This is a genomic window from Streptomyces sp. NPDC001668 (assembly GCF_042893155.1).
In the GTDB taxonomy this organism is placed as follows: domain Bacteria; phylum Actinomycetota; class Actinomycetes; order Streptomycetales; family Streptomycetaceae; genus Streptomyces.
Genome location: NZ_JBIAUQ010000005.1, coordinates 181,839 through 194,935, shown reverse-complemented (window position 1 = coordinate 194,935; position 13,097 = coordinate 181,839). Strand labels below are relative to the sequence as shown.

The 13,097-nt window shown below is 71.7% G+C and carries 13 protein-coding genes and 1 pseudogene; 8 read left to right on the top strand and 6 right to left on the bottom strand.

All coding sequences use genetic code 11. The features are described 5' to 3' along the window. Positions 1-21: 21 nt before the first annotated feature. Together ACFYZ8_RS17485 and ACFYZ8_RS17480 are read right to left on the bottom strand one after the other, a co-directional pair. The gene (locus ACFYZ8_RS17485) at positions 22-750 is read right to left on the bottom strand and encodes a lysophospholipid acyltransferase family protein (RefSeq protein ID WP_359028332.1); all 729 of its coding nucleotides are present in this window, start codon (positions 748-750) and stop codon (positions 22-24) included. 183 nt (positions 751-933) lie between these two features. Beyond that, positions 934-1,350, bottom strand: coding sequence for a DUF4395 domain-containing protein (locus tag ACFYZ8_RS17480; protein ID WP_359028333.1), 417 nt, complete (start codon positions 1,348-1,350; stop codon positions 934-936). 75 nt (positions 1,351-1,425) lie between these two features. Between ACFYZ8_RS17480 and ACFYZ8_RS17475 the strand changes: the two genes are divergently transcribed. From ACFYZ8_RS17475 to ACFYZ8_RS17460, 4 genes are all read left to right on the top strand, one after another. Next, complete coding sequence (locus tag ACFYZ8_RS17475) at positions 1,426-1,839, top strand: TlpA family protein disulfide reductase (RefSeq protein WP_388532075.1); 414 nt, start codon at positions 1,426-1,428, stop codon at positions 1,837-1,839. A gap of 208 nt (positions 1,840-2,047) precedes the next feature. Continuing rightward, on the top strand, positions 2,048-2,557 hold the full coding sequence (locus ACFYZ8_RS17470; protein ID WP_359028334.1) for a flavin reductase family protein: 510 nt from the start codon (positions 2,048-2,050) through the stop codon (positions 2,555-2,557). A 225-nt stretch (positions 2,558-2,782) separates the two neighbouring features. After that, positions 2,783-3,571, top strand: coding sequence for an electron transfer flavoprotein subunit beta/FixA family protein (locus ACFYZ8_RS17465; protein WP_388530539.1), 789 nt, complete (start codon positions 2,783-2,785; stop codon positions 3,569-3,571). 72 nt (positions 3,572-3,643) lie between these two features. Further along, complete coding sequence (locus tag ACFYZ8_RS17460) at positions 3,644-4,606, top strand: electron transfer flavoprotein subunit alpha/FixB family protein (RefSeq protein ID WP_359028336.1); 963 nt, start codon at positions 3,644-3,646, stop codon at positions 4,604-4,606. Positions 4,607-4,664: 58 nt separating this feature from the next. Here ACFYZ8_RS17460 and ACFYZ8_RS17455 read toward each other — a convergent pair whose 3' ends face one another. After that, complete coding sequence (locus ACFYZ8_RS17455) at positions 4,665-5,558, bottom strand: endonuclease/exonuclease/phosphatase family protein (protein ID WP_359028337.1); 894 nt, start codon at positions 5,556-5,558, stop codon at positions 4,665-4,667. A 190-nt stretch (positions 5,559-5,748) separates the two neighbouring features. Between ACFYZ8_RS17455 and ACFYZ8_RS17450 the strand changes: the two genes are divergently transcribed. Both ACFYZ8_RS17450 and ACFYZ8_RS17445 read left to right on the top strand, forming a co-directional pair. Beyond that, positions 5,749-7,053, top strand: coding sequence for a DUF6986 family protein (locus tag ACFYZ8_RS17450; protein WP_388530543.1), 1,305 nt, complete (start codon positions 5,749-5,751; stop codon positions 7,051-7,053). Positions 7,054-7,174: 121 nt separating this feature from the next. Continuing rightward, positions 7,175-9,169, top strand: a complete 1,995-nt coding sequence (locus tag ACFYZ8_RS17445; protein ID WP_388530546.1) for a protein kinase — start codon at positions 7,175-7,177, stop codon at positions 9,167-9,169. Here ACFYZ8_RS17445 and ACFYZ8_RS17440 read toward each other — a convergent pair. Then, on the bottom strand, positions 9,115-9,927 hold the full coding sequence (locus ACFYZ8_RS17440; RefSeq protein ID WP_388530549.1) for a hypothetical protein: 813 nt from the start codon (positions 9,925-9,927) through the stop codon (positions 9,115-9,117). The genes ACFYZ8_RS17445 and ACFYZ8_RS17440 overlap by 55 nt on opposite strands. A 7-nt stretch (positions 9,928-9,934) precedes the next feature. Then, a complete protein-coding gene (locus tag ACFYZ8_RS17435) occupies positions 9,935-10,984 on the bottom strand; it encodes a LacI family DNA-binding transcriptional regulator (protein ID WP_388530552.1) in 1,050 nt (349 codons plus the stop codon). Between the two features lie 195 nt (positions 10,985-11,179). Between ACFYZ8_RS17435 and ACFYZ8_RS17430 the strand changes: the two genes are divergently transcribed. Beyond that, positions 11,180-12,130, top strand: a complete 951-nt coding sequence (locus ACFYZ8_RS17430; protein WP_388530555.1) for an ROK family protein — start codon at positions 11,180-11,182, stop codon at positions 12,128-12,130. Positions 12,131-12,206: 76 nt separating this feature from the next. On the opposite strand, the pseudogene ACFYZ8_RS17425 reads toward ACFYZ8_RS17430, so the two are convergent. Beyond that, positions 12,207-12,817, bottom strand: a pseudogene (locus tag ACFYZ8_RS17425) (NPCBM/NEW2 domain-containing protein); the annotation flags it as partial. A gap of 32 nt (positions 12,818-12,849) precedes the next feature. Between ACFYZ8_RS17425 and ACFYZ8_RS17420 the strand changes: the two are divergent. Next, on the top strand, positions 12,850-13,044 hold the full coding sequence (locus ACFYZ8_RS17420) for a hypothetical protein (RefSeq protein WP_359028344.1): 195 nt from the start codon (positions 12,850-12,852) through the stop codon (positions 13,042-13,044). Positions 13,045-13,097: the final 53 nt, after the last annotated feature.

Below are 13,097 nucleotides of genomic sequence, written 5' to 3'. Positions count from 1 at the left end.
CCGCGGGAGAAGTTCGACCGACTACCGTGTCTCGGCCTCCCGCACCGCTTCCGGCGTGGGCGCCGTCCCGCCGAGATGCGCCGGCATCCACCACGTGTCGTCCGGCCCCTTCGGCCGCACCGGGTAGGCGCGCTGAGCGGCTTCCAGGAGCTCGTTGACCCGCTCCCGGACCTGCCGCGTGATGGCTCCGGCGTACTTGTCCCGGGAGGCCTCGATCGCCTCCCCGACCCGGATGGTGACCGGGATGTGGCTGCGCTTGAAGTTGCGGGGGTGCCCCTTGGTCCACAGGCGCTGCGTGCCCCACACGGCCATCGGGATCAGGGGGACGCCCGCCTCCTGCGCCATCCGCGCCGCACCCGACTTGAAGCTCTTCAGGGTGAACGACTGCGAGATGGTCGCCTCCGGGAAGACCCCGACGATCTCGCCCGACCGCAGCGACTCCAGAGCGTGCGCGTACGCCGTCTCGCCCTGCTTGCGGTCGACCGGGATGTGCTTCATCCCGCGCATCAGCGGACCCGAGATCTTGTGACGGAAGACGGACTCCTTCGCCATGAAGCGCACGAGACGCTTCTGCGGGAGCGCGGCCAGGCCGTTGAAGACGAAGTCCAGGTAGCTGATGTGGTTGCTCACCAGTACGGCGCCGCCCGAGCGCGGGATGTTCTCCGAACCCTTGCAGTCGATCTTGAGGTCCCAGGCCTTGAACAGTGCCTGGGCGAATCCGACGACGGGACGGTAGACAAGCTCTGCCATGGGCGGGGTGAGCCCTTCCTGCTCTGCCTGGGAAGCTCCCGGCATTAAGTTACGCAGCCGTAGGTTTACGGCATCTCGCAGATCGTGCCCGAAGAACGGACGGGGAGCCAGTCCTGGTGCCCGCCCAGGGAGAGATTCTCGTCACGTCCCTCTCTTGATCCACCTCGGGGTTTTAAGCCGTCTTTACTCCGCGCGTACCGTCACCCGCCGCACGAGCAGGTACATCTCGCAGCCGAGGCAGTACCCGAATGCGGCATTGAGGAACGCCGCCGCGAGCGCCGCTCCGGTAGCGGTGAGTCCGAGCCACTCCGGCCCGATTCCGTACCCCACGAGCCCCAGGCCCGCGAAGGCGAGGCCCACCGCCTGCGCGAACCTCGGCGGTTCCGGCGCCTCGAACTCGGTCGGCGGCCCGATTCGCGGTCGTACGGCCCTGCGGAACAGCCAGCCGTACGGCGAGCGGCCCACCCCGCCCGCCGCGCCCAGCGCGAACGCCAGCGTCTGCCAGGCCAGCAACCAGACGCTGCCCGTGATCAGGACGGCCGCCAGAACGACGGTCGTCACGGCCGCGCCGAAGCGCGGTCCTCGTACGTCAATGTCCATGAATCAAGCATTCCGCAACGGGCAGACCAGGGGGAGGCGGGAATCTTTGCAGTCTCGTGAATGCTTGTGCAGGTGATGACCGGACTTGTGGTGTGCGTGGCGGTGCTCGCGGCGGCGAGCGCGTATGGAGTGCTGCAACGGCGGCGGAGCGGGAGAGTGCGGGTGCGCGGGCGCGACGACGGCAAGAGGCTCGGTGCGGCCGAGCTGGGCGAGGATCTCGGCGAGCGCGCCACGCTCGTCCAGTTCTCCAGCGCCTTCTGCGCGCCCTGCCGGGCAACACGGCGGGTGCTGGGGGAGGTCGCCGGCATGGTGCCGGGCGTGGCGCATGTCGAGATCGACGCGGAGAAGAACCTCGACCTGGTCCGCGAACTCGACATCCTCAAGACGCCGACCGTGCTGGTCCTCGACGCCGACGGCCGGGTCGTACGGCGGGCCACCGGCCAGCCGCGCAAGGCGGACGTCATCGCGGCGATCGGGGAGGCGGTTTGACCCCGGGCGCGCCCACGGTGAGGCATCTCCCATATGCCGGAACGTACTTGACTGCGTACCGCACGTATCGTCAGCCTGACCGTATGCCTACGGAACTCCTTCTGTTCGGGCGGGTCCACGTCGATCTGGCCCGCACCGCGAGCGCGCGCTGTCCGGCCTGTTGAGCAGCCACGGTCCCGCTCGACACTCCTCGCAGAAGGAACACCGCATGACGGCCACGTCCGACCTCGGCGGCCCCCGCCTCGCCTCTCCCGACCTCCTGCGCTCCGTCTTCCGGCGGCACGCCGCGGGAGTCGCCGTGATCACCGCGAGGGGTGACGGCGGCCCGGTCGGCTTCACCGCCACCTCCCTCGCCTCGGTCTCCGCCGAACCGCCCATGCTGTCCTTCGGGATCGGCACGGGCGCCTCCAGCTGGCCCGCGATATCCCGGGCCGACCACGTGGGGGTGCACATACTCGGCGAGCACCAGGAGGAGCTGGCGGCCACCTTCGCCCGCAGCGGGGCCGACCGCTTCGGCGCGCCCACCTCCTGGAGCGAGGGCCCCGAAGGTGTCCCCGTCCTCGACGGCGTGCTCGCCTGGATGGTGTGCCGGGTGCACGCGCGCGTGCCCGCCGGTGATCACCGCATCGTGCTGGCCGAGGTACGGCTCGGTGACCCCGCCGGCGCCGGCCGCCCGCTGGTCTACCACCAGGGCCGCTTCAACGGTCTGCGCGACTGATCGGCTCATCTGCTCTTCCGCTGTTGTGCGGGGCCGTCGAGTTCCGATTACGCTGCGTTGCAAAGGTCACAGTTCAAAGCGCTTGCTTAGCGGGCATGAACTGGATGTACTGGTGAGTAATATTGCGGTCGGAGCGCAGCCCGCCCCGACCGGGATCGGCCGCTTGGGGCGCCTATGCTGCCTGCAAGAGGCAGCCGAAAATGACGATGCAGTAGGAGAGCCGGCGTGAGCTTGAGGATCGTTGTCACTGTGAAGTACGTGCCCGACGCCACCGGCGACCGGCACTTCGCCGATGACCTGACCGTCGACCGGGACGACGTGGACGGTCTGCTCTCCGAACTGGACGAGTACGCGGTCGAGCAGGCGCTGCAGATCTCGGAGAACTCCGACGACGACGTCGAGGTCACGGTCCTGACCGTCGGCCCCGAGGACGCCAAGGACGCGCTCCGCAAGGCCCTGTCCATGGGCGCCGACAAGGCCATCCACGTCGAGGACGACGACCTGCACGGCACCGACGCCATCGGCACCTCCCTGGTGCTGGCCAAGGCCATCGAGAAGGCCGGCTACGACCTGGTGATCTCCGGTCTGGCCTCCACCGACGGCACCATGGGCGTCGTCCCGGCCCTGCTGGCCGAGCGCCTGGGCGTCCCGCAGATCACGCTGCTCTCCGAGGTCTCCCTCGAGGACGGCACCGTCAAGGGCCGCCGTGACGGCGACGCCGCCTCGGAGCAGCTGGAGGCCTCCCTGCCGGCCGTGGTCTCGGTCACGGACCAGTCGGGCGAGGCGCGTTACCCCTCCTTCAAGGGGATCATGGCCGCCAAGAAGAAGCCGGTGGAGTCCTGGGACCTGTCCGACCTGGACCTGGAGGCCGAGCAGGTCGGCCTGGAGGGTGCCTACACCACGGTCGACTCCGCCACGGAGCGCCCGGCCCGCACGGCCGGCACGATCGTCAAGGACGAGGGCGAGGGCGGCAAGCAGCTCGCCGAGTACCTCGCGAGCCAGAAGTTCATCTGAGGGTTCTGGCCCGCTGAGGCTCAACCCCCTTACCGCCCCTTAAGCCTTCGCAATCCGCAGGAGAGCATTCCCATGGCTGAAGTTCTCGTCTACGTCGACCACGTGGACGGTGCCGTCCGCAAGCCCACCCTGGAGCTGCTGACCCTGGCCCGCCGTATCGGCGAGCCCGTCGCCGTCGCGCTGGGCAACGGCGCCGCCGACACCGCCGCCACGCTCGCCGAGCACGGCGCCGTCAAGGTCCTCACCCACGACGCCTCCGAGTACGCCGACTACCTCGTCGTACCCAAGGTCGACGCGCTGCAGGCCGCGGTCGCCGAGGTCTCCCCGGCCGCCGTGCTGGTCCCCTCATCCGCCGAGGGCAAGGAGATCGCCGCCCGGCTGGCGCTGCGCATCGGCTCCGGCATCATCACCGACGCCGTCGACCTGGAGGCCGGTGACGAGGGCCCGGTGGCCACCCAGTCGGTGTTCGCCGCCTCCTTCACCACCAAGTCCCGTGTGAGCAAGGGCACCCCGGTGATCACGGTCAAGCCCAACTCCGCCGCCGTGGAGGCCGCCCCGGCCGCCGGTGCGGTCGCCGAGCTGAGCGTGACCTTCTCCGCGCTGGCGACCGGCACCAAGGTCACCGGCCGCACCCCGCGCGAGTCGACCGGGCGTCCGGAGCTGACCGAGGCCGCGATCGTGGTCTCCGGCGGCCGCGGTGTCAACGGTGCCGAGAACTTCGCGATCATCGAGGCCCTCGCCGACTCCCTCGGCGCGGCTGTCGGCGCCTCGCGTGCCGCGGTGGACGCGGGCTGGTACCCGCACACCAACCAGGTCGGCCAGACCGGCAAGTCCGTCTCGCCGCAGCTGTACATCGCCAACGGCATCTCCGGCGCGATCCAGCACCGCGCGGGCATGCAGACCTCGAAGACGATCGTGGCGATCAACAAGGACGCCGAGGCCCCGATCTTCGACCTCGTCGACTACGGCGTCGTCGGCGACCTCTTCGACGTCGTCCCCGCCCTCACCGAGGAGATCAACACCCGCAAGGGCTGATCCCGCTCCGGGTGTACGAGGCCCCCGCGACCGCTCCGGCGGTCGCGGGGGCCTCGGCTCATCCCAGGGTCACGGTGGCCTGCACGGGCAGGTGGTCGCTCGGGAACTGCCCGTTCAGCGAGAAGGTGTTGACGGCGGCCCGGTGGACGGTGATCCCGGGCGTGGTGAGGATCCAGTCGATGCGGTCGCCGTCCGGGGTGAGGGGTCTGTAGCCGTGGAAGGTGGCGTACAGCTTGCTGCGCTCGGCGGCCGCGTCCCAGGTGTCGACGAGTCCCGTGGCGAGCAGGATGTCGTAGGCCCGGTTGTCGTGGGCCTCGGCGTTGAAGTCGCCGGTCACCACGACCGGTAACGTCCGGTCGAACCCGGCGATCGTCTGGCCGAGGAACCGCGCGGAGCGCTCGCGCGCGTACTGGCCCACATGGTCGAAGTGGGTGTTGAGGACGTAGAACTCCCGTCCGCCTGAGGCCCGGTCGCGGAAGCGGACCCAGGTGACGATCCGGGGGAGCGCGCCGCCCCAGGTGTTCGAGCCGATCACCCTGGGCGTGTCGGAGAGCCAGAGCGTGTCGTGCTCGACGGGGGCCAGGCGCCGGGTGTCGTAGAAGACCGCCGTGGACTCGTCGTGGCTGCCGCCCTCACGGCCGGTGCCGATCCAGTCGTAGTGCGGTCCGAGGTCGGCGTGGATGTCGCGCAGCTGCTGGTAGAGGCCTTCCTGGGTGCCGATCAGGGTGGGGGCCTCCCGGCGCAGCAGGCGGCGCATCACCGGGCGGCGGGCGGCCCAGCTGTTGGGTTCGGAGGTGCTGGCGAAGCGCAGATTGAACGTCATGACATCGAGTCGGCGGTGGGACGGCTTGGCGGCGGAGGCCGGCAGCGTGCCCATCAGCGGCACGGTGACGGCGGCGGCCACGACGGTTCTCAGGCCCATACGACGCGTCATTCTGTGGGTGTCCGACATGTAGTTCCCTCCCGACGGGACAGGATGAATGGTGGAACCGGAGTGCGGTAGAGGGCGTAGGGGTTCTCGGCATCTCGAATGAACGCGGTGGCTCATGCTGTGGACGGGGTGTTGACCGTCGGGAAGCTTCGCGGATAACTTCGCTCTACGGATTGTTGATTCCGTAGAGCGGAAAACTGGAGGGTGTGGGATGGGCCAGGGCCAGCAGGAGCAGGTGGCGACGAGCCTCGCGGGTGCCGTCAGCGAGGAGATCAGCGCCTCCCTCGCGCCGGTCGACGCCGAACTGGAGCGCCGCTACCCCGGCGACCCCGGCACCCGCCAGCCCGTGCACACCGTCTACGTCCCCGGTGACGCCTTCGCCGCCGACACCGTCCGCTCCTGGGGCGACAAGGCCCTCGCGGCCCTCGACGAGCACGCGCCGGACGCCGCGTCCCTCGCCGCCGTCCTCGGGCTCTCCGACGAACTCGCCGAACCCGTCCACGCGCGTGTGCGCGCCAAGCTGGAGCGCGAGCCGATCGAGGACCTGCGCGTCGACTTCGAGGACGGCTACGGCCCGCGCCCGGACGCCGAGGAGGACGAGACGGCGGCCCGCGCGGCCCGGCTGATCGCCGAGGCGTACCGCAACGGCACGGCGGCGCCGTACATGGGCATCCGCATGAAGTGCATGGAAGCGGCCGTCCGGGACCGGGGCATTCGGACCCTCGACATCTTTCTGACCGGTCTGATGGCGGCGGGCGGCCTGCCCGAGGGACTGGTGCTGACCCTGCCGAAGGTGACCTACGCCGAGCAGGTCACCGCGTTCGTCCGGCTCCTGGAGGCCTTCGAGAAGGCGCACGGACTGGACCCGGGCCGGCTCGGCTTCGAGATCCAGATCGAGACCAGCCAGTCCATCCTCGCCACCGACGGCACCGCCACCGTCGCCCGGATGATCCAGGCCGCCGAGGGCCGCGCCACCGGACTGCACTACGGCACCTTCGACTACAGCGCCTGCCTCGGCGTGTCCGCCGCCCACCAGGCCAGCGACCACCCCGCCGCCGACCACGCCAAGGCGATCATGCAGGTCGCGGCCGCGGGCACCGGCGTACGGGTCTCGGACGGCTCCACGAACGTCCTGCCGGTCGGCCCGACGGCGAAGGTCCACGACGCCTGGCGGCTGCACTACGGCCTCACGCGCCGGGCCCTGGCCCGCGCCTACTACCAGGGCTGGGACATGCACCCCGGCCACCTCCCCACCCGCTACGCGGCCGTGTTCGCCTTCTACCGCGAGGGCTTCGAACAGGCCGCGAGCCGCCTCACCCGGTACGCCAACCGGGCCGGCGGCGACGTCATGGACGAGCCGGCGACGGCCAAGGCGCTCAGCGGCTATCTGCTGCGCGGGCTCGACTGCGGTGCCCTCGACATCGGCGAGGTCGCTCGGCTGACCGGGCTGACCCGGGCCGACCTGGAGGGCTACAACGCGCCCCGGCGCGGTGATCTGACCGTCTCCACGAAATAGTCTCCACGAAGGCGAGGGAGACGTAGCGGCCCTGTCACAGTCGCAACCACCCACTGGAGTTGTCACTCCTGCCCCGTAGTCTGTACCGCACGCATTGACGTGTCACAGGAACGGGGCAGCGGTGTCTTCGGGGGAGACCAACGAAAAGGGCCAGGACGAGGCCGGTCGCCTGCTGGCCGGGCGTTATCGGGTCGTGGCCCAGCTCGGGCGCGGCGGCATGGGTGTGGTCTGGCGGGCCGTCGACGAGGTCCTGGGCCGCGAGGTCGCCGTCAAGGAACTGCGCACCTACACCGACGCCGACGGCCCCGAACTCGCGGATTTGCGGCTGCGGATGCAGCGTGAGGCCCGGGCGGCCGCGCGGGTCCGCCATCCCGGCGTCGTCGCGGTGCACGACGTGGCCGAGGTCGACGGGCGCCCCCTGATCGTCATGGAGCTGGTCGAGGGCCCCTCCCTGGACCAGGTGCTGCGCGAGCAGGGCACTCTCGACCCGCGGGAGGCGGCCGGCATCGGCGCCAAGGTCATGGACGCGCTGGCCGCGGCCCACGAGGCCGGAGTACTGCACCGGGACGTCAAGCCCGGCAACATCCTGCTCGACCGCTCGGGCCGCGTGCTGTTGACCGACTTCGGCATCGCCACCATGGAGGACCCGGGCGACGGCTCGGCCACGAACCTCACCCGCACCGGCCATCTCGTCGGCTCCCTGGACTACATGGCCCCCGAGCGCGCCCAGGGGGCCGATCCGGGACCGGCCTCCGACGTGTGGGCCCTCGGTGCCACGCTGTACGCGGCCGTCGAGGGAGCCTCGCCGTTCCGCCGTACCTCGACGTTCTCCACGCTCACCGCGATCGTCGGCGAACCGCTCCCCGAGTCCCACCGGGCCGGCCCCCTCGCTCCCGTTCTCCAGCGTCTGCTGGACAAGCGGCCCAAGGCCCGTCCGGGAGCCGAGGAGGCACGCCTGCTGCTGCAGGCCGTGGCCGACGGGGCCGGGGCCGGCATCGGGGCGGACAGTGACACGACGACCTTGCGGGGTGCTGCGGGGCAGTCCGAGGCCGCTGCGGAGCCGTCCGGGCCGGGTGCGGCCCAGGGGGGTGGGCCGGCCCAGGGTCCGGGTGCTCGCGAAACGCCGGGGACCAGAGAGGCACCCGCGCGGCAGACCGGGCCCGCGGCGGCGTCTGGGCCCGCAACCCCCGGGCAGGACGGCCCCCCGGCGCCGTGGTGGGTGGGGGCCGCTTCTCAGGACGATGCCGCCGGGCAGGTCGGCCCCCCGGCGCAGAGCTTCGGCGCTCCCTCTCAAGGCGGCGCTCCCTCTCAAGGCGGCGCACCCTCTCAAGGCGGCGCTCCCTCCCAACCCGGCGGTCTGCCGCACGGCTCGCCCGCACCTTCGGTTCCACCCGGCTACGGGATGTCCCGGGACACGACCCCGATGGACCCGTCCACCACGCCCCGTCGCAACCGACGCGCCCTGCTCGTCGCCGCGGCCGTCGCGGCCGTTCTCGCGGTGGCCGGCACGTCCGTCGCCCTGATGAACAACTCGGGCAAGGCCGAAGCGGACGCCCGGCCCATCGCGTCCGGCACGAGTGAGCCGGCCACCTCCTCCCCTTCGGTGCGCACCGAGGACGACCCTTCAGGCAGCGCCGCGCTGACGGACGGCGAGGCCAAGAAGACCCCGAGCGCGAAGGAGACGCCGGGCGAGGACGGCAGCGCCAAGCCCACGAGCCGTGCCTCCGCGTCCTCCACGGCGAAAACCGGCGGCGGTGGTGGCGACGCGGGCGGCAGCGGCTCCGGAGACGGCGGTACGACCGGGGACGGCGACCCCAGCACCCCGGCACCCGCCCCGGCCTGCACCGCCATCGGCGGCGGCAAGTACAACTGCACCGTCTGGAAGACCGCCAAGTCGTACACCGCCTCCGGCGCCGAGGCCGGTGTCCTGGGCGCGGGCACCAACTATTTCTTCTGCCAGTCGAACCTGGGCCGCCGCGAGACCTCCGGCCAGTGGACCAACGTCTGGTGGGCCAAGACCGACGACGACAGCGGCAACACCGGCGTCTACGTCAGCGACGTCTACATCAAGGGCGGGAACAACGACGAACCGGTGCCCGGGCTCCCGGTCTGCTGAGGCGTCACATACCGCTCAAGACCGGACTCCGTCACCCGCTTCTCGTCGGCGAACAGCCGGGTCCCCGCCTCGCACAGCAGCCGGTCGGCGCGGGCCCGTGCCACGAACTCCTCCGGGGTGACCCCGAACAGCGCCCGCAACCGGGCCGATCCCACGAGGAGTTCGGTCAGCAGTTCCCGCTGGCCGGGGTGGGTGCGCGGGGCGCCGGTGCCGTCGTGCAGGACGCCGTGGCGGTTGACGTACGAGTGGACGCCCGGCAGTGTCACGCCGCCGGGCAGTTCGACCCGCACCTCGGGCGCGGGCAGCCAGGCGCGCCCGTAGTTGCCGTGCGGCAGCGGCACCCCCTCGCTCGCGTCGACGACCGCGAGCTGTTCGGCGTCCAGCCAGAGGACGAACAACTCCCGTACCGTGCCCGGTGCTTCGAAGGGCGACGCGGACACATAGCCCATGCGGCTGACGTGCGCGGAGACGCCCACGTCGACGCCGGTCACCCGTGCCTTGACCATCGGGATCGGCGAGGTGATCCCGAACTCGCGCATCTTGTGCCGCAGTTGGCCCGGACTGGCGTTGGAGCCGATCGCGAGGACGGGCGTACGGTCCTCCTGCCACCGCCGGTCACCGGGCAGCGGACCATTCAGGGGTACCAGCCGGTCGCCGTCGAGCAGCGCGGAGTCCGCCGGCCAGGCGCCGGGATAGATCAGCGGGTGATCGCGCGGTGCCTCGGCCAGGCCGAGTGCCTCCAGGGTGCGGTCCTGCATGGCCGGCTCAGTCCGCCGGCGGCAGCTCGCCCGAGCCGCGGGTGATCAGTCGGGTCGGCAGCTCGATCCGCTCCGGTGTCAGCAGCGTGCCGTCCAGCTGCCGGAACAGCCGCTCGGCGGCGGTACGTCCCAGCGTCGCCGCGTCCTGGGCGACGACCGTGACACCCGGCTGGAGCAGATCGGCGAGTTCGATGTCGTCGAAGCCGACGAGGGCGACCCGGCGGGTGTGTTCGGCGAGGACCCGGATCACGGTCACCGTCACCCGGTTGTTGCCGGTGAAGATCGCGGTGACGGGGGAGGGGCCGGAGAGCATGTCCTCGGCCGCCCGGCGCACCCGCTGCGGGTCGGTGACGCCCAGCGACGTCCAGGCGTCTGCCACCTCGATGCCGGCGTCCTCCATGGCGGCCCGGTACCCGCGCAGCCGCTCGGCGGCGGTGTGGATGCGGGGCATGTCGCCGATGAAGCCGATCCGCCGGTGGCCGTGGGCGATGAGGTGGGCCACGGCGTCGCGGGCACCGCCGAAGTTGTCGGAGAGCACCACGTCGGCGTCGATCCGGCCCGCCGGACGGTCCACGAACACCGTGGCGACGCCCGCCTTGAGCTCCGGCTCCAGATAACGGTGGTCGTCACCGGCCGGGATGACCACCAGGCCGTCCACGCGCCGGGCGCACAGGGCCAGCACCAGCTCCTGCTCGCGCTCCGGGTCCTCGGCGCTGGAGCCGTTGATGAGCAGGGCGCCGTTGGCCCGGGCGACCTCCTCGACCGCGCGGCTGAGCGGGCCGTAGAAGGGGTCGGCGAGGTCCTCCAGGACCAGGCCGATGCTGGCGGTACGGCCCTTGCGCAGCACACGCGCGCTGTCGTTGCGGCGGAAGCCGAGGGCCTCGATGGCCTCCCGGACCCGGTGTTCCGTCTCGGGTGTGACCCCCGGTTCGCCGTTGACCACGCGTGAGACCGTCTTGAGCCCGACGCCGGCTCGCGCGGCCACGTCCTTCATGGTCGGACGGTTGCCGTACCGGGTCGTGGCGAGGCGGTCCGCTCGGCTGTGGGTCTCGGGCACGATACGACGTCCTGTCCTGTGGTCGACGGGGGTGCGGCGGTCCATGATTTTGTATGAGGATGTGGCGTCGAGCATAGAGCCTGGACAACGTTGTCAGATGCGGGAGACACTGTCCACCGCAATCTGTCGGCCGGCGCCCCCACCGCGAGACCGGCCTGTCCATTCCTCAAGGCTGACCGGGGAGAACTGACACTGATGCACACCGACCTCGTGGCTGCGCTCGACATCGGCGGCACCAAGATCGCCGGAGCGCTGGTGGACGGCCACGGCCGGATCCTGCTCCGCGCCCAGCGCGCCACGCCCGCGCAGGAGGACGGCGAGAGCGTGATGCGCGCCGTCGAGGAGACCCTCGGCGAGCTCACCGACTCGCCGCTGTGGGGGCGCGCGGGCGCCCTCGGCATCGGCAGCGCGGGCCCGGTGGACGCCTCCACCGGCACCGTGAGCCCGGTGAACGTGCCGGGGTGGCGCGACTTCCCGCTGGTCCGCAGGGTCCAGGAGGCAGTCGGCGGGCTCCCCGTGGAGCTGATCGGCGACGGTGTGGCCATCACGGCGGCGGAGCACTGGCAGGGGGCCGCGCGCGGGCACGAGAACGCGCTGTGCATGGTCGTGTCGACCGGCGTCGGCGGCGGGCTGGTGCTGAACGGCCAGCTGCACGCCGGGCCCACCGGCAACGCCGGTCACATCGGTCACATCAGCGTCGAACTCGACGGCGACCCGTGCCCGTGCGGTGCGCGCGGCTGTGTGGAGCGCATAGCCAGCGGCCCGAACATCGCCCGGCGCGCGCTGGACAACGGCTGGCGACCCGGCCCCGACGGCGACACCTCCGCCGCCGCGGTGGCCGACGCGGCCCGGCGCGGCGACCCGGTCGCCGTGGCCTCCTTCGCGCGGGCGGCCCAGGCGCTGGCCGCCGGCATCGCGGCGACCGCGACGCTCGTGGAGATCGACATCGCGGTCATCGGCGGCGGTGTCGGCAAGGCGGGCGACGTCCTGTTCGAGCCGCTGCGCAAGGCGCTGGGCGACTACGCGACCCTGTCCTTCGTCCAGCGCCTGACGATCGTGCCCGCGCAGATGGGCACGGACGCCGGGCTGGTCGGGGCGGCCGCGGCGGCGCTGGCGAAGCGGCCCGACACGGCCGCGGTGATCTGACAACAGGCCCGGAGAAACGTTCACTTGGCGGCCGGCTCCGGAGGCGGCCCCGGCTGCCCAGTGGGTACGGCGGCTCTCAGCAGCTCAACCGCGCGTCCCCCCGGTCGGCGTGGTCCGAGTCGATGCCGTCGCCGCCGTCGCCGCCGTCGGTGACGACCAGCCGGACCAGCCGGGCGCCGGTGACGTCCGCGGTGAGCGGCTGGGCCGGCATGGCGTTGGTCAGGACGCCGGTGGACGCCACCTTGGTGCCGTCCGCCCACACCTCGAAGGCGACCGTGCCTGGCGTACACCACTCCACCGATGGTGATCGGATGACCGTCGCACGCGGGGCTCTCCCCGTCGGCGTCCCCTGGGGAGCGGTGACCGGCCAACTCGTGCGCAGCGAACGGCCCGTGGACAGGACGGTGGCGGAGGTCGGCGACGTCGCCTTCAGGGCCCAGTCCTCGGGGCCGGACAGCCGTACGGAGACCCGCCAGGACCAACAGGACGCCGTCCAGGCCGAGTTCGACGACGGGCGGGTTCTGCGCCACCCGCGGTCGGCGGACACCCGTAGGAGAACCGTGCCGTGCGCGGGGACGTGGCCGAGCTGGAGCCCGCGGTGCTGTAGCTCCGGTGCCGCCACGGGTCGCGCAGGGTCAGGACGCGTTGGAGTGTGGTGGAAGGGAGTCGCACGGCGTACGGCAGCGTGACTCGATCCGGGCGGTGCCGTTGATCAGCCCATGAAGAAGCGCAGCATGCTCGCCATCGCCTCCCTCGCCACCGGCTTCGTCGTCGCGGCGGTCACTCCCTCGCACGCCCTGGGCGAGGACCTCGACCACATCGACGTCGACAAGACCCTCAGCACCCTCGACCACACGGTCGCCAGCGACAGCCTGGACGGCCTGGACCAGTCCGCGCTCGGGCAGAACGACTGACGAGGGCCGCGCGGGCCGCGGCACCGGCCCCCTCGTCCTGAGGGGGCCGGTGC